This is a genomic window from Janthinobacterium sp. 13, from assembly GCF_002749695.1.
GTDB classification, from domain to species: Bacteria; Pseudomonadota; Gammaproteobacteria; order Burkholderiales; family Burkholderiaceae_D; genus Janthinobacterium; species Janthinobacterium kumbetense.
In genome coordinates this window covers 4,111,741-4,126,460 of sequence record NZ_PEEQ01000001.1, presented here as the reverse complement: position 1 = coordinate 4,126,460, position 14,720 = coordinate 4,111,741, and the positions used below count along the sequence as shown (strand labels likewise).

Genomic DNA, 14,720 nt, shown 5'->3' with positions numbered 1-14,720 from the left:
CACCGCTGCGTATAAGACTGCACAGGAGGACTCATCATGGAACACGCAAGCAAACAGGAAACGGCCTTCGTCGGCATCGAAACGAGCAAGCTGCTGCTGAAAGCCGTGCTGCTCTCGGGCGGCGAAGTGCTGTGCAAGGTGCTGGAAAACGACGTGGCCGGCTACCGCTGGCTGCGCAGCTGGCTGCAAAGGAACGACGTGTCCGTCATGGGCTTGCGCGTCTGCATGCGCGTGAACGAGCCGCACAGCGAGGCGGCCGCCAGCGCGCTGGCCGGCATGGGCATGCTGGTCTGCGATGCCGAGCCCGGCCGGCTGGAAGCGTATGCGCGCGGCTGCGGCTTGCCCGGCGGCGCGGTGCGCGGCGCCGTGGTGCTGGCCAAGTATTGCGCGGCGGCACGCCCTGTCCCCTGGACGCCGCCTTCGCCCGCCTACGTGGAGCTGCGCCAGTGGCTGCGCCGCCTGCAAGCCGTGCGGCAGCTGCGCCAGCAGGAAATGGCGCGCCTGGAAACCCATTTCCATGCGGGCCAGATTGCGCTGCATCAATTGCTGCGCCAGCAGATCGCCTGCCTCGATACGCAGATACGCCAGCACGAAAGCGCCATACTTGCGCATGTACGGCGCCATCCCGGCCTGTCCCGGCCGCCCGAGCTGGCCGGCAACTACCCGCGCATCGCCCGCTACAGCGTTGGCGCCAGCCTGGCCGGCGGTCATTGAGCGCCCGGAAGCAAGGGGCCGGCGGCGTGCCCGCCCTGCCATAAAAACAACTCAGCCATTCCAGTTTTGGCCCCATCCCCGCCGCCAGGCCGCATTTCCGCTACACTATTGCCTCTTAAAGAACGCAATAGCGAAAGCCGAGCCAGAATCATGAATACGCCAGACATCGAAAATATCAACGTCACCTCTTTCGCGCCCATGCCGACACCGGCCGAACTGCACGCCAAGCTGCCCCTGTCGGAAAGCGCCTTCGACACCGTCAGCCGCGGCCGCGAAGCGCTGCGCAACATCATCGACCGCAAGGACCAGCGCCTGTTCGTCGTCGTCGGTCCGTGCTCGATCCACGACCCCGTCGCCGGCCTCGATTACGCGCGCCGCCTGAAAGCGCTGCAAGAGGAAGTCAAGGACACGATGCTGCTGGTGATGCGCGTGTATTTCGAAAAACCGCGTACCACCACGGGCTGGAAGGGCTATATCAACGATCCGTACATGGACGACTCGTTCAAGGTCAACGAAGGCATGGAAAAGGCGCGCCAGTTCCTGCTCGACGTGTGCGAACTGGGCCTGCCCACCGCCACCGAAGCGCTGGACCCCATCTCGCCGCAATACCTGGGCGACCTGATCGCCTGGACGGCCATCGGCGCGCGCACCACGGAATCGCAGACGCACCGCGAAATGTCGTCCGGCCTGTCGACGCCCGTCGGCTTCAAGAACGGCACCGATGGCGACATCAGCATCGCCGTCAACGCCATCCTGTCGTCGGCGCACCCGCACTCCTTCCTGGGCATTAACGGCGAAGGCAACGTGGCCATCGTGCGCACGCGCGGCAACGCGTACGGCCACGTCGTGCTGCGCGGCGGCGACGGCCGTCCGAACTACGATTCGGTCTCGATCGCCATCGCCGAACAGGCGCTGGCCAAGGCCAAGCTGCCCGCCAACCTGGTGGTCGACTGCTCGCACGCGAACAGCTACAAGAAGCCGGAACTGCAGCCGCTGGTGATGGCCGACGTGGTCAACCAGATCCGCCAGGGCAACCGCTCGCTGGTGGGCGTGATGATCGAATCGAATATCGTCGGCGGCAACCAGAAGATCCCGCAAGACCTGTCGCAACTGACCTACGGCTGCTCCGTCACCGACGGCTGCATCGACTGGGACACGACGGCGACCATGCTGCGCGACGCGCATGCGCACTTGTTGAACCGCCCGGCGTAAGCCTCTCGCGGAGACGAAAAACGGCGCCCTGTGCGCCGTTTTTTTTCACACTGCCATCTGCACATGCGGCAGCACGGCGAACGATCCCGCCAGCGCCTGTTCCGCCTTGCTGGCCGGGATATTGAGTTCATTGACGTCCAGGTAGATGCGCCCGTCCAGGATGCGCACGGCGTACGTGCGCGCCATGCCCTGCACGGGCGCCACCAGGCGGCCCGAATCGAGTTCGATGATCCAGCTGTTCTTCGGTCCCATCAGGTTTTTCTCCATCAGCACCCCGTGCGCCAGCGGGCCGCCCAGGCATGGCACCGTGTCGAGCAACGCGTACACCGTGTCATCCAGGGCGCGAAACAACGCCACGCCCGGCAAGTCCTGCCACGCCAGGCCCCGCTGCACCATGCGCGCGCCCGCCGGCGGCATGTCCTTCAGGCGGCAAATCATTTTCCATTGTTCCGACATCGCTAGCTCCCTCGAGAAAGGCACACGCCTGTCTAAGCAAGAGCGGTGCCAGTGCCGCACGGGCGAAAAATGGCCAAAATGCGGGGAAAAAACCCGCCGCGGCGCACTGCGCAAGTGCACACTGCCGCCGAAATGGTGCGCCCGCCGCACGGTGGACCAGCCGGCTTTCCTTTACAATGGCGGATTACTCCTCCCTATTCAGTACCTTCATGATTGTTCTTGGCGTCGAATCCTCCTGTGACGAAACCGGCCTGGCCTTGTACGACACGCAACGCGGCCTGCTGTCGCACGCCCTCTACTCGCAAGTAGCCATGCACGAGCAATATGGCGGCGTGGTGCCGGAACTGGCGTCGCGCGACCATATCCGCCGCGCCATCCCGCTGCTGGAAGAAACCCTGGCCAAGGCCGGCATCACCCTGCCCGAGATCGACGCCATCGCCTATACGCAGGGGCCCGGCCTGGCCGGCGCGCTGCTGGTCGGGTCGTCCGTCGCCTGCAGCCTGGGCCTGGCCATCAACAAGCCGGTGCTGGGCATCCACCACCTGGAAGGCCATCTGCTGTCGCCGCTGCTGGCATCGGAGCCGCCGGAATTCCCCTTCATCGCCCTGCTGGTGTCCGGCGGCCATACGCAGCTGATGCGCGTCGATGGCGTGGGCCAGTACACGATGCTGGGCGAAACGCTCGATGACGCGGCCGGCGAAGCGTTCGACAAGTCGGCCAAGCTGCTGGGACTGGGCTATCCGGGCGGCCCCGCCATTTCGCGCCTGGCCGAATTCGGCGACCCGCTGGCCTATAAGCTGCCGCGTCCCATGCTGCACTCGAAGGATTTCAATTTCAGTTTCTCCGGTTTGAAGACGGCCGTGCTGACCGTGGTCAAGAACCATGAAGAAAAAGTCATCGCGAATATCTGCGAACAGGACAAGGCGAACATCGCGCGCGGCTTCGTCGACGCCATCGTCGACGTGCTGACGGCCAAATGCGTGGCGGCCCTCAAGCACACGGGCTTGAAACGCCTGGTGATCGCCGGCGGCGTGGGCGCCAACGCGCAATTGCGCGCCTCGCTCAACGCGGCCGCCGCCAAGAAGCGCTTCAAAGTGTATTACCCGGAGCTGGAATTCTGTACCGATAACGGCGCCATGATCGCCTTTGCCGGCGCCATGCGCCTGCAAATCAACCCGCAGGCGGCCAAGCACGATTACTCGTTCAACGTGCGCCCGCGCTGGCCGCTGGACGAAATCCGCGAAGTCTGATCACTCCAGCAGGAAGTTGCGCGCGCCCGCCAGGGCCGCGCCTTCCGCCACCGTTTCATCCTTCAATCCCACGCCCGACAGCTGCCGGCTGAACGCCTGCGACAGCAGATAATGCAGCCGGTACGCGGCCTGCGCATACGCCAGCCCTTCGGGGCGCACGTTCGAGATGCAGTTGCGGCGCTCGTCCAGCAAGCCTGTTTTTGGCGCCCACGTCAGGTACAGGCCCAGACTGTCCGGGGAACTGAGGCCCGGCCGCTCGCCGATCAGCACCAGTACGGCGCGCGCCTTCAGCAACTCGCCCACCTCGTCGCCCACCGCCACCCGTCCCTGCGCCACGATGTGCAACGGCGACAGCGTCCACGCTTCCAGCGCCAGCCGTGCGCGCAAGGCGGCCAGGAAGGGCGCCGCGTGGCGCTGCACGGCCAGCGCCGACAGGCCATCGGCCGCCACCAGCGCAAGATCCACGCCTTGCGGCAAGGCGGCCAGCCGCACGCGTGAAGCATCGTCGAGCCGGCGGCCCAAGTCGGGCCGCTGCAGGTAGTCGGCACGCGTGGCGGCGGCGCTGTGCAGCTGCACGCTGGCCAGCCCCTGTTCTGTCAGCGTCTGCGCCAGGGCGCCGCCATCGAGCGCCAGGTGCACGGCGTCGCGCGCCTGCGCGTGGGCCAGCTGGAACGCCAGCTGCGCGCTGGTCGGCACGCTCACGCCGCGGCGCCCCAGCGCGATGCGCGCCGCCGTATGCGCGCGCAGCGCCTGCCACGGGCTTTTCTCGTCCATGTATCCTCCCTAGCCTTCCAGGCGCAGCAGGGCCGCCTGGAAGGCGGGCGCCAGCGCCGTGTTCAGACTACCCTGCGCATCCGTGATCCGCATGCGCGCCAGCCAGGCCGCGAATTCGGGCGCGGGACGCAGGCCCAGCACGCGGCGCGCGTACAGGGCGTCGTGGAACGAGGTGCTCTGGTAGCCGAGCATGATGTCGTCCGCGCCCGGCACGCCCATGATGAAATTGCAGCCGGCCACGCCCAGCATGGTCAGCAAGGCATCCATGTCGTCCTGGTCCGCTTCCGCGTGGTTGGTGTAGCACACGTCGCAGCCCATGGGCAGCCCAAGCAGCTTGGCGCAGAAATGGTCTTCCAGCCCCGCGCGCATGATCTGCTTGCCGTCGTACAGGTATTCCGGGCCGATGAAGCCCACCACGGAATTGACCAGCAGCGGCTGGAAGGCGCGCGCCACCGCATACGCGCGCGCCTCGCACGTTTGCTGGTCCATGCCGTGGTGCGCGCCGGCCGACAGGGCGCTGCCCTGCCCCGTCTCGAAATACATGACGTTGTTGCCCACCGTGCCGCGCCCCAGCGACAGGGCCGCCGCCTGGCCCTCGGCCAGCAGGGACAGGTCGATGCCGAAGCTGCGGTTGGCCGCCTGCGTGCCCGCCACCGACTGGAATACCAGGTCGACGGGCGCGCCGCGACGTATCGCCTCGAGCGTATTGGTGATGTGGGTGAGCACGCACGACTGCGTGGGAATCTGATATTGATCAATGACGGCGTCGAGCAGGTGCAGCAGCGCGACCACCTGCGCCACATTATCGGTGGCGGGATTGATGCCGATCACGGCGTCGCCGCTGCCCAGCAGCAGGCCATCGAGGATGGAGGCGGCAATCCCCGTGGCGTCGTCCGTCGGATGGTTCGGCTGCAAGCGCGTGGACAGGCGGCCTTCCAGGCCCAGGGTATTGCGAAAGGCCGTGACGACAAGGCACTTGCGGGCCACCAGCACCAGGTCCTGCAGGCGCATGATTTTTGAGACGGCGGCCGCCATTTCCGGCGTGATGCCGGCGGCGACCTGGGACAGCGTTGGCGTATCCGTCGCGTCGTCCAGCAGCCAGTCGCGGAAATCGCCCACGCACAGGTGGGAAATCGGCGCCAGGGCGGCGCGCTCGTGGCTGTCGATGATCAGGCGCGTGACTTCATCGTCTTCGTACGGCACCAGCGCCTCATTGAGAAAGGTCAACAAGGGCACGTCCGCCAGCGCCAGCTGCGCCGCCACCCGTTCGCGCGCGCTGGCGGCCGCCACGCCGGCCAGCACATCGCCCGAACGGGGCGGCGTGGCCTTCGCCAGCAGCTCCTTCAGGCTGGCGAAGGCATAGGTATGACTATCTATCGTATGGCTGAAGCGGGGCATGGTTCGGTTCCTCCCATCCCCATCTTACGCCAACTTATAAACTGCGCAGCGCCCCTTCCAGCTGTGGGTAGCGGAAGGCAAAGCCTTCGCCCAGCAGCCGGCGCGGCGCGACCCGCTGGCCTTCCACCAGCAAGTCGGCCTGCTCGCCCAGCATGGCGCGCATGACGAAGGCCGGCGTGGGCAGGAAGCTGGGGCGGTGCAGCACGGCGCCCGCCACCCGGGCGAAGCGGCGCTGTTCAATCGCTTCCGGCGCGCAGAAGTTGTAGGCGCCGCTGACGATGGCATCTTCGCTGCGGCGCGCCAAATGGGCGATGCCGCGGATCACGTCGCGCACGTGCACCCACGTGACCCACTGCTTGCCGCTGCCCAGCGGGCCGCCCACGCCGAAGCGGATCGGCAGCAGCATCTGCGGCAGCGAACCCTGGTGGCCGAAGACGAGGCCAAAGCGCATGCAACCCACCTGCACGCCAAATGCCTCCGCCTGGCGCGCGGCCGCTTCCCATTCCTGGCACAGCTGCGACATGAAGATGGCTTGCGGCGCGCTCTCCTCCGTCAATTCCGTGGCGTCGCCCTGCGGCTGCACGCCGTAATAGCCGATGGCCGATGCCGACAGCAGTACGCGCGGCTTGTGCTGCGCGCGGGCGATCCACGCCACCAGTTCCTGCGTCAGCGCCACCCGGCTGCGGCGCAGCGCCGCCTTGCGCGCCTCCGTCCAGCGCCGCCCGACGATGCGCGCGCCGGCCAGGTTGACCACCATGTCGATGCGCTGCGCATCCGCCAATGCGTCCAGCGAGTCGATGCAGCGCACCTGGCCATCGAAGGTCCACGCGGCCTGTTTCGGCTGGCGCGTCAGCACCGTCACCGCATGCCCATCGGCCAGCAAGGCGCTGACCAGTTGCTGGCCGATGAAACCCGTGGCGCCCGTCACCAGCACGGACTGCGGCGCGGCGGCAAAGCGCAGGTGCTCTTCCTGCTCTTGCTTTTCCTGCACCTTGCGCCGGCCCAGCTGCCACACGGCATACGCGTCGCGCAGGCCGGACAAGCCCACGCCCACGCCGCACAGGGCGAGGAAGACGCTGAGCCAGCCATACGGCTGCCACACGAGAGCCGTCGGCAACGTGGCCCACTCGCTGCTGTTCAGGGCCAGCAAGGCGATGAAGGCGCCCGCGTTAATCGCCAGCACAGTATGCGTGACCCGCTCCGTGGCGGGCAAGAGGCGGGTCTGGTCTTCCACGACGAAATCCCACAGGGTCAGCACGATTTCCACGCCAAAGACGATGACCAGCACCCAGGCCCAGGCGCCATGCCATTCCCAGGCAGCCAGGCCCACGAACAGCAGGCTGTAGATCAGGGCGCGCGTCGCATGGATGGTCAATTCCAGCCGTGCGGACGCCTTTTGCGGCAGCGCCTCCGTGATTTCATGGTGGTAGATGGTGTCGAAGGCGCCCAGGCAGCCTTGCGCCGCCATCAGTTGCAGGGCCAGCAGATGCGTATTCATGGTGTTTCCTTCATTTCCGGTGCGGCGGACTCGCGAAACACGCCCGCCTGGGTGAACGTGGTGCCGAACAGCGCGTGGCGTATCTCGATGCGGATGTTGAACTGCTGCGGCGTCTCGTTGCGGTGGCACAGATAGGTCTTGCCGGGCGTGAGCACGCCGGGCAGCGGCATGCGCCAGCCGAACAGGTCCCAAAAATAACCGTCGCTGGTGAAGTGCAGATTGCCATCCTCGACGTGGAGCAGCAGCTTCATGCCCAGGCCCATGCCCACGTATTCAAGCACTTCGCCCCTGGCGCTTTCGGCCATGTAGGAGGTGAAGCGGATCGGCGCGCGCCCATGCAAACGGTAGGTGCGCTGCTTGAAGATGAAGGGGCAGCCGGGGCGCGAATAGACTTCGATATCCACGGGGAAGTCGTGGTCGTCATGCGGAATCAGGGCGCCATCGATGAAGGGGCGCGTCAGCCAGCCGAGGCATTTTCCCAGGCGCGAACTGGTAAGCTCACTGAGTTCACCGCGGTAATACAGGGGCTGGCCCGGCGCGGGATTTTTCTCGAAGCGGCGGCGGATGTCCGGGTGCAGGGTCAGCCACTGCTCGCCCATCACCTTCTTGAACAGTTCTCCTTCCGAGGGGCCGTTCATGATTCCCCGCGCTTGCCCGGTTTGTCTTCCGGGCTGAGGAACTTGGCCACCTTGCCGCCCATCGATAGCATGCGCTGCAGGGTCGCCGGCGGCAGGTTCTTATAGTCGCTGTAGGTGCTGCTGAGCATTTCCAGAAACGCCAGCACTTCGCCCATGCGCTCCAGCGTCGCCGGCGGTATCGCCGCATCGTGCTCGCCCTCGATCGCGCATTCGCGCAGCACCGTCAGGGTAGGGTCGATCTCGCGCCGCTTGCGCTCTTCCATGATGACGCGGAAGATTTCCCACACATCCTGCAGGGCGACGAAATGGTCGCGCCGGTCCCCCATCACGTGCGTGATGCGCGCCAGGCCCCAGCTTTGCAATTCCTTCAGGCTGTTGCTGACGTTGGACCTGGCCACGTTCAGGCTGGCCGCGATGTCTTCCGCCGTCAAGGGTTCGTTGGCCAGGAACAGCAGCGCATGGATTTGCGCCACCGTGCGGTTGACGCCCCAGCGGGTGCCCATTTCCCCCCAGTGCAGAATATATTTTTGCGTGGTCGGACTCAGAACGCCTACCATAATCTACTCCGCGTCGCGCTTTGCGGTCTGCGATGCTCACTGTGCTCAAGCACAGCTGCGCTTCTCGGCCACAAATCACTGCCGCTCGCTACGGTTCTGTTAGGCGTTCTTGATTTCATGATTTTCTCTTATTTCTGTCGCTACAGAAATGTAAGACGGAACGGAAACCGAGTCAAGTGCGATTCGTTACAGGTCCCTGCCGGCGGGCGGCTGGCCCATGGCGCGCAGGAATTGCTGCTGCGACGCGTGCAGCTGGCCATAACCGAGTTCGCGGTACACGAGACCGTGGCGCGGCGCCAGTTCGGCCAGGATGCGCGCCAGCGCCGGGTAGTGGCGGTGGTTCCAGGTGGGGAACAAGTGGTGCGTCAGGTGCAGGTTCAAGCCACCCAGCCAGTAACCGAGCCAGCGCAGGCGGCGCGGCTGCGGCGTCCAGTCGCAAGACGTGTAAAACGTGTGCTGGTACCAGTCGTGCGGCAGCGTACCGTCCGCGCCCGGCTGGAAAAACTCGACTTCGGCCCAGTGCGTGCCCAGGATCAGCGCCACCAGCGCGCACGAGGCGATCATCTGGCCCACGAAATACGCGCCCAGCACCACGCCCCAGCCGATGCCGTGCTGCTGCAGCACCCACATGGGCAGCGCCAGCACCAGCGCCACATGGCCCAGCTTCCAGCCCAGGAACGACAGCCAGCCGCGCCAGCCCTGCAGCCGGCTGTGCGCCGCCACGGGCGTCTTGCCAAAGCGGTCCAGCCAGTCGCCATACCAGTTCAAATAAGGCAGCGACAGGGCCGCCACCACGGGCCAGTACAGGTATTGATAGCGGTACTGCGGCGACCAGCGTTGGAACGGCGTCTGGCGCAAAAACGGATTCGGTTCCGTGTCGAGGTCATAGCCTTCCACGTTGGCATACGTGTGATGGAAATGCACGTGGCGGATGGTCCAGAAATCCGTGTCCACGCCCACGGGCAAGCCCACCAGGCGGATCAGCACGCGGTTCCAGGCTCCCTGGCGAAAGACGGCGCTATGGGCCGCATCGTGCAAGGTATTCATGGCCAAGGTCATGGCCGCGACCAGGCAAGCCACGTAGCTGGCGACAAACGGCCAGGTACTTTCGGCGCGCAGCGCCAGTGCATACAGCCCCACCGTCAGCGCGGCCAGGAACACGGTTTTCGCATGCAGGCGCGCGTCGCCGAAGCGGTGTTTTCCTTCGTCCGCCAGGTAGGCGTCGGCGCGCGCGCGCAATTCGCGGCGGAAGGCGGAATCGCGTGCGGGCTGGAAGCGCAGCGGCGGCAGCGAAGGTACAGGCTGCGTCACGCGCGCGTCCCCGCCGCTGCCGGCCACCACAGGCGGCGCGCGCCGTCGAGGCCATGCGCCAGCAGCGCGGCCAGGAAAACCATGCCCCACGCATCGCGCGCGCCATACCAGCCCAGATACAGGGCCGGCATGGCCAGCGCGATGGCGACCCAGGCGATGGCACCCCAGCGTCTCGCATCCGACAGGCCGCCCAGCGCCAGGGTGCCGCCGAAGATCAGCGCAAACAGGATGGCTTGCTGCGCGCCCGCCAGCAGCGCTTCATGGTTGACGTAATAAATCACCAGGCCAAACAGGATCACGCCGCCGGTGCCGATGAACAGCTCGGGCACGTGGAAAGTGCCGCGCGACTGCCAGTGGGGGAAACGCGCGCGCAGCCATTTGAACAGTTTGCCATTGCTGGCCAGCAGCGGGTTATGCGTGGGTGTCATGCCCTTCACGCCATAGCGCATTTCCACGCCCTCGAGTTCGGGCTGGAAGCTGCCGAACAGTTTGTCCCAGATCAACAGCGTGCCGCCGAAATTGCGGTTGATGTAGCGTTTATCCGTGCCGTGGTGCACGCGGTGGTGCGACGGCGTGACCATGAAGCTATCCAGGATGCCGGACTTGTTCACCAGCGCATTGTGGTTGTAGAACTGCACCGTGTAATGCAGGGACGAGACGACGAGGAAGATTTCCAGCGGCACGCCCAGCACGGCCAGGATGGCGATGAAGGGGAAATTCGTCAGCGACGAATACCAGGAATTGCGCACGCCCAGCGACAGGTTGAAATGCTCGCCCTGGTGGTGCACCACGTGCACGGCCCACAGCAGGGGGATTTTGTGGTGCAGCCGGTGCATCCAGTAAAAGCACAGGTCCCAGGCAAAGAAGGCGAAGACCCATTGCGCCGCCACGGGCCACTGGTCGACGACGTGCAGGTTCGCATGGCGCAGCAGCAGGGCGAACGCCGCCACCTCCACCCCGCGGAACACCCACATCAGGATATGCCCGGAATTGAGGTTGAAGATCACGTCCTTCCACGGCACGGGGGTCTTGCGCACCCATTTGAGGATCAGCAGTTCGGCCAGCACGAAGGCCAGCATGATCAAAAACGACAGGGCAAAGGGATTCATCATGATGCGGTTTTTATGGAAACGGCGCGGCGGGCAGCCAAGGATACCTGCATTTTCGCCAGGATGCCGCCAGCGACGCCAACAACCAGGCCGGCGGCCAGGTCGATGCTCACGTGCCGGCGCAGGGCGATGATGGCGTAGCAGATGGCCACGCCCAGCACCACGGCCAGCGCGGAACGCAGCAGGTGGCGCCTGCCGCACAGGGCCCACACGCACAGCAATGTCAGGGCGCCGTGCAGCGACGGCAGGCAGTTTTGCGTGGAGTCCGCCGCCTGCAGCAGGCGCAGCGCCTGCGTGCTCCAGGCACTACCCTCGCCCACGGGCGGATACGCGAGCGTGGTCGGGTACAGCAGGAAGACCACGCCGCAAGCCAGCGCGGAAAGCGCCATGGCGCGCGCCAGCCAGCGTACCTTCGCCGCATCGGCCGCCAGGTAGGCGTAGGGGATCAGGATGAAGAAGGACAGGTACAGCCAGATGGCGGCATCCGTGTAGGGGATGGCGCGGTCGATGGCCGTTTCCGGCAGCAGCACGCCCTGCCCTTGCAGCAGGTCGCTGGAAAAATACACGAGGCCGACGCTGCCCCAGCCGGCCAGCAGGTGCAGCAGGCGGCCGCGTACGGTCATGGAAGAAGGATTCATGCGCTTGCGAGGCGCCGGATGCGGCGCCGTTTCATGGTCGGGTCAAAGGGAGGCAGTTCGCCGCTCACCGTCCAGGCCAGGCCGTCGACGGCCACGCCCAAGCCGCGCAACACCGCTGCCAGGTGCGCGCGCAAGGCGGCCAGGCCGGCAGCATCCAGGGCCGCGTGCAGCTGCAAGGAGGCGTCGCCCGACTGCACCAGGCGGTAATCGGCGTCCGGCGGCAAGGCTTGCGCAAACGCGCGCGTCAATACGTCGGCAAACACGGCGACGGGGGCGCCGCCGTTCGCCGATGGCAAGGATGGCAAGAACAGCATGTCGTCGCAGCGCCCTTCGATGCCATCGATGGCGCGCGTGGCGCGGCCGCACGGGCATGGCGTGGCGCGCGCGAGCAGGATGTCGTCGAGGCGGTAGCGCACGATGGGCTGCGTGATGCGCGTAAAGTCCGTAATCACGGGCACGAAGCGCCTCTGTTCAGCGTCCAGCCACTGCGGCTCGATGTGCACGTACTCTTCATTCAAATGCAGCACGCCATGCTCGCAGCTGCTGGCGAGGAAACCCTCGGTGGCCTGGTAGATTTCATGCACGGCGCCAAACGCCTGCACGATCAGCGCGCGGTCCTGCGCTTCCAGCACTTCGGCCACCGAGATGACTTTTTTCGGCGCCAGCGCCAGGCTGCCGTCGATGACGCGCAAGGCCAGCTGGCGCAGCACCTGGGCCGGCGCGACGATGACGGAAGGTTGATATTGCGCAAGCCGCGCGCACAGGCTGTCGAACGGTTCGAACAAATCGTAGAAGGCAAAGGTCAGCCACGGCGAGCGCACGGCCGTGTACAGATTGCTGTTCGCGCGCAGGAACAGCGCCACTTTTTCGCCGGAAAACAGGCCGTCGGGCAGCGCCTTGGCCAGCATCACGCCCGCCCATTGCGCCTTTTCGCGGGGGCTGACGGTAAACACGGCGCGCCGCGACGAGGTGCCCGACGACAGGCCCACCGTGATGTCGCCCACGGCGGGGGTAAAATCGCGGCTCTGTTCGGCCGCCATGGCCGCGTCCATCGCCTGCGCCAGCGTGATGCCTTGCGTGTTCATGGTGTCGAAGTGTTCAAGCATCAGCGCCTTGTTCATCGTCGGCCACTGCGCCAGGGGCAGATCGCGGAACGGCGCAAAGTAGGCGCTGCGCGCGCACAGCACGTCGATGAAGCGCGCCAGTTGCTTGTGCTGGTAGGCGCCCAGCTGCGGGCGGCTTGTGAACCGCAGGCGGCGCGTGCGCCAGTACGACAGCAACAGCCAGACGATACGCTTCACGGGCGGCCCGCCACAGGAACATAGTCCGCCGTGTCTTCATGCGTGATGCGGATGTGCGCATTGCCCGACTGGTGCAGCTGGTGCAGCCGGTTCAGGGTGGCGTAGTACGGCGCGCGCTTGTGCTGGATGAGGAACGACAGTTCGGACGGTCCGCGCAGCTGCTGGAAGCTTTCCGGCACCCAGGCCGCGTCCGACGCCAGCAAGGTCCAGCCACTATCCTGCAGCACGAAGGCGCCAAGGTGGCCGATGGCATGGCCGGGCAAGTCGACGATGTAGATTTCGCCCGTGCCGCTGACGTCGCGCCCGTGCGTAAATGGCAGCAAGGCCGCCGGCAAGGCCGTCTCGGGCACGCTTTCCACGAAATCCAGGCGGTCGGCGATGTCGTTTGGCAGCAGCTCGGGCACGAAGGCCTGGCGCACGGCGGCCACGCCGGACAGTCCCCGCACGGCGTCCCAGCCCGTTTGGGAGGCCATCAGCCGCACGCGGGGAAAGTCGCGCAGGCCCGCGATATGGTCGGCGTGGAAGTGCGACAGCAGCAGAGTGTGGATATCGCCGGGCGCCACGCCATGCGCGCGCAACTGCCCCTGCAACGATTCACTCTCATCGAAGGAAATCGGCGTCACCCATGCATACATGCGGTACACGCCCTTCGACGTGGCGGCGCGGAAGTGCTCGGCGTAGCCCGTGTCCCACAGGTACAGGCCCGCGCGCGTTTCGATCAGGTAGGCGCGCGAGGGGAAGCAGCGGCTGGCCAGCCCGCTGCCTTTCAAGACCATGCACGAAGGATGGGTGCAGTGGCCGACGCGAAACGCGGTGATGCTAGCCATTGCGCTCCTTGCCCACCTTGTGCGCCGCCGCTTCCTGGCGCATCCACTGCGCCGTCAGGGCGATGCCTTCCTGCAGGCTGACGATAGGCCGGTAGCCGAGCACCTTGCGCGCCTTGGCGTTATCGAGCGTCATGTCGAAACTGAGCGCGCCGATGCTGTAGGGCGTGAGCGATGGTTCGCGGCGGGTAAAGCGCGAGGCGAACTGCATCAGGCGCGCGACCAGCGCCAGCACGCGGTAAGGCACGCTGACGATCTCGAACGGCTGCTGCAGATGATCGCAGAACAGGGTGCGCAAGATGTCGCACAGGCGCGCCGGTTCGCCATTCGTGATGTTGAAGGCGGCGCCGGAAGCGATGGTCTTGTGCACGGTGGCCAGCCACATCGCGTGCACGACATTGTCGACATAGGTGATGTCGATGGTGGCCGCGCCGCCGTTGGGCAGGGGCAGCTTGCCGCCGCGCTCCTGCAGCACCCGCGCCAGGCGCGGGATCAAGACCTGGTCGTGCGGGCCGAAGATGGCGCGCGGGCGCAGGATCACGCACGTCATGCCGCGGTGGCGGTCGACGCAATCCTGCACCAGCTTTTCCGCCATCGCCTTGCTGCGCGCATACGCGTTGACGAAGGCATCGGGGCGGAAGGTTTCCGGCACTTCGAGGTGGTTGCGGTAGTCGAAATAGATGGCCGGGGTGGAGATGTGCACGAAGCGCGCCACGTGCAGGCTGGCGGCCGCGCGCAGCAATTGGCCCGTGGCCGTGACGTTGGCGGCGACGAAGTCGCGTTCCGGCCCCCACGGCGACGACAGCGCGGCGCAGTGCCAGACGGTGTCCATGCCGCGCACCAGTTCATCGACCTGGCGTGGCGATGCCTGTGCCAGGTCGAGCGCGACGAATTGCGCGCCCATGCGTTCCAGTTCGCGGCCGACGGCGGCGTTGCGGCCCGTGGCGCGCACTTCCACGCCCTGCGCCAGCAGGGTGCGCACGGCATTGCGCCCCAAGCCGCCCGTCGCTCCCGTGACCAGTATCCGCCTCATCGCACCA

15 protein-coding genes are annotated in these 14,720 nt (G+C 66.1%); 3 read left to right on the top strand and 12 right to left on the bottom strand.

Annotated features, from left to right (window positions below; translation table 11 throughout):
* Positions 1–36 precede the first annotated feature (36 nt).
* Entirely contained in the window at positions 37–714 is a 678-nt protein-coding gene (locus CLU94_RS18110; RefSeq protein WP_099666640.1) for a hypothetical protein, read from the top strand.
* Between the two features lie 150 nt (positions 715–864).
* Positions 865–1,926 carry a 3-deoxy-7-phosphoheptulonate synthase gene (locus CLU94_RS18105; RefSeq protein ID WP_099666639.1) on the top strand — a complete coding sequence of 354 codons (1,062 nt, stop codon included), beginning with the start codon at positions 865–867 and terminating at the stop codon, positions 1,924–1,926.
* A gap of 45 nt (positions 1,927–1,971) precedes the next feature.
* Here CLU94_RS18105 and CLU94_RS18100 read toward each other — a convergent pair whose 3' ends face one another.
* Positions 1,972–2,382: a nitrite reductase (NAD(P)H) small subunit gene (locus CLU94_RS18100; protein WP_099666638.1), complete on the bottom strand. Its 411-nt coding sequence runs from the start codon at positions 2,380–2,382 to the stop codon at positions 1,972–1,974.
* 209 nt (positions 2,383–2,591) lie between these two features.
* On the opposite strand from CLU94_RS18100, the gene tsaD reads away from it, so the two are divergent.
* Entirely contained in the window at positions 2,592–3,632 is a 1,041-nt protein-coding gene (gene tsaD / locus CLU94_RS18095; protein ID WP_099666637.1) for a tRNA (adenosine(37)-N6)-threonylcarbamoyltransferase complex transferase subunit TsaD, read from the top strand.
* On the opposite strand, the gene eutC is transcribed toward tsaD, so the two are convergent.
* The 11 genes from eutC to CLU94_RS18040 form a co-directional block, all read right to left on the bottom strand.
* Positions 3,633–4,406 carry an ethanolamine ammonia-lyase subunit EutC gene (eutC, locus tag CLU94_RS18090; protein WP_099666636.1) on the bottom strand — a complete coding sequence of 258 codons (774 nt, stop codon included), beginning with the start codon at positions 4,404–4,406 and terminating at the stop codon, positions 3,633–3,635.
* A gap of 9 nt (positions 4,407–4,415) precedes the next feature.
* Positions 4,416–5,804: an ethanolamine ammonia-lyase subunit EutB gene (locus CLU94_RS18085; protein ID WP_099666635.1), complete on the bottom strand. Its 1,389-nt coding sequence runs from the start codon at positions 5,802–5,804 to the stop codon at positions 4,416–4,418.
* A 34-nt stretch (positions 5,805–5,838) separates the two neighbouring features.
* Positions 5,839–7,302, bottom strand: a complete 1,464-nt coding sequence (locus CLU94_RS18080; RefSeq protein ID WP_099666634.1) for a TIGR01777 family oxidoreductase — start codon at positions 7,300–7,302, stop codon at positions 5,839–5,841.
* Positions 7,299–7,940: a DUF4166 domain-containing protein gene (locus tag CLU94_RS18075; RefSeq protein ID WP_099666633.1), complete on the bottom strand. Its 642-nt coding sequence runs from the start codon at positions 7,938–7,940 to the stop codon at positions 7,299–7,301. The genes CLU94_RS18080 and CLU94_RS18075 overlap by 4 nt, the downstream gene beginning before the upstream one ends.
* A complete protein-coding gene (locus CLU94_RS18070; protein ID WP_257218865.1) occupies positions 7,937–8,497 on the bottom strand; it encodes a GbsR/MarR family transcriptional regulator in 561 nt (186 codons plus the stop codon). The genes CLU94_RS18075 and CLU94_RS18070 overlap by 4 nt, the downstream gene beginning before the upstream one ends.
* Before the next feature lie 186 nt (positions 8,498–8,683).
* A complete protein-coding gene (locus CLU94_RS18065) occupies positions 8,684–9,808 on the bottom strand; it encodes a fatty acid desaturase family protein (RefSeq protein WP_257218864.1) in 1,125 nt (374 codons plus the stop codon).
* Positions 9,805–10,920, bottom strand: coding sequence for a sterol desaturase family protein (locus CLU94_RS18060; RefSeq protein ID WP_099666630.1), 1,116 nt, complete (start codon positions 10,918–10,920; stop codon positions 9,805–9,807). The genes CLU94_RS18065 and CLU94_RS18060 overlap by 4 nt, the downstream gene beginning before the upstream one ends.
* Positions 10,917–11,555, bottom strand: a complete 639-nt coding sequence (locus CLU94_RS18055) for a phosphatase PAP2 family protein (RefSeq protein WP_099666629.1) — start codon at positions 11,553–11,555, stop codon at positions 10,917–10,919. The genes CLU94_RS18060 and CLU94_RS18055 overlap by 4 nt, the downstream gene beginning before the upstream one ends.
* Positions 11,552–12,856, bottom strand: coding sequence for a F390 synthetase-related protein (locus tag CLU94_RS18050; RefSeq protein ID WP_099666628.1), 1,305 nt, complete (start codon positions 12,854–12,856; stop codon positions 11,552–11,554). Before CLU94_RS18050 ends, CLU94_RS18055 begins: the two co-directional genes overlap by 4 nt.
* On the bottom strand, positions 12,853–13,683 hold the full coding sequence (locus CLU94_RS18045; protein ID WP_099666627.1) for an MBL fold metallo-hydrolase: 831 nt from the start codon (positions 13,681–13,683) through the stop codon (positions 12,853–12,855). Before CLU94_RS18045 ends, CLU94_RS18050 begins: the two co-directional genes overlap by 4 nt.
* Complete coding sequence (locus CLU94_RS18040; protein WP_099666626.1) at positions 13,676–14,713, bottom strand: NAD-dependent epimerase/dehydratase family protein; 1,038 nt, start codon at positions 14,711–14,713, stop codon at positions 13,676–13,678. Before CLU94_RS18040 ends, CLU94_RS18045 begins: the two co-directional genes overlap by 8 nt.
* Positions 14,714–14,720: the final 7 nt, after the last annotated feature.

Coding starts and splice junctions, on each gene's coding strand:
- CLU94_RS18080 (WP_099666634.1), bottom strand. CDS start 7,302: ATGAATACGCATCTGCTGGCCCTGCAACTGATGGCGGCGCAAGGCTGC.
- CLU94_RS18060 (WP_099666630.1), bottom strand. CDS start 10,920: ATGATGAATCCCTTTGCCCTGTCGTTTTTGATCATGCTGGCCTTCGTG.
- CLU94_RS18085 (WP_099666635.1), bottom strand. CDS start 5,804: ATGCCCCGCTTCAGCCATACGATAGATAGTCATACCTATGCCTTCGCC.
- CLU94_RS18100 (WP_099666638.1), bottom strand. CDS start 2,382: ATGTCGGAACAATGGAAAATGATTTGCCGCCTGAAGGACATGCCGCCG.
- CLU94_RS18105 (WP_099666639.1), top strand. CDS start 865: ATGAATACGCCAGACATCGAAAATATCAACGTCACCTCTTTCGCGCCC.
- eutC (WP_099666636.1), bottom strand. CDS start 4,406: ATGGACGAGAAAAGCCCGTGGCAGGCGCTGCGCGCGCATACGGCGGCG.
- CLU94_RS18110 (WP_099666640.1), top strand. CDS start 37: ATGGAACACGCAAGCAAACAGGAAACGGCCTTCGTCGGCATCGAAACG.
- CLU94_RS18070 (WP_257218865.1), bottom strand. CDS start 8,497: ATGGTAGGCGTTCTGAGTCCGACCACGCAAAAATATATTCTGCACTGG.
- tsaD (WP_099666637.1), top strand. CDS start 2,592: ATGATTGTTCTTGGCGTCGAATCCTCCTGTGACGAAACCGGCCTGGCC.
- CLU94_RS18075 (WP_099666633.1), bottom strand. CDS start 7,940: ATGAACGGCCCCTCGGAAGGAGAACTGTTCAAGAAGGTGATGGGCGAG.
- CLU94_RS18040 (WP_099666626.1), bottom strand. CDS start 14,713: ATGAGGCGGATACTGGTCACGGGAGCGACGGGCGGCTTGGGGCGCAAT.
- CLU94_RS18045 (WP_099666627.1), bottom strand. CDS start 13,683: ATGGCTAGCATCACCGCGTTTCGCGTCGGCCACTGCACCCATCCTTCG.
- CLU94_RS18055 (WP_099666629.1), bottom strand. CDS start 11,555: ATGAATCCTTCTTCCATGACCGTACGCGGCCGCCTGCTGCACCTGCTG.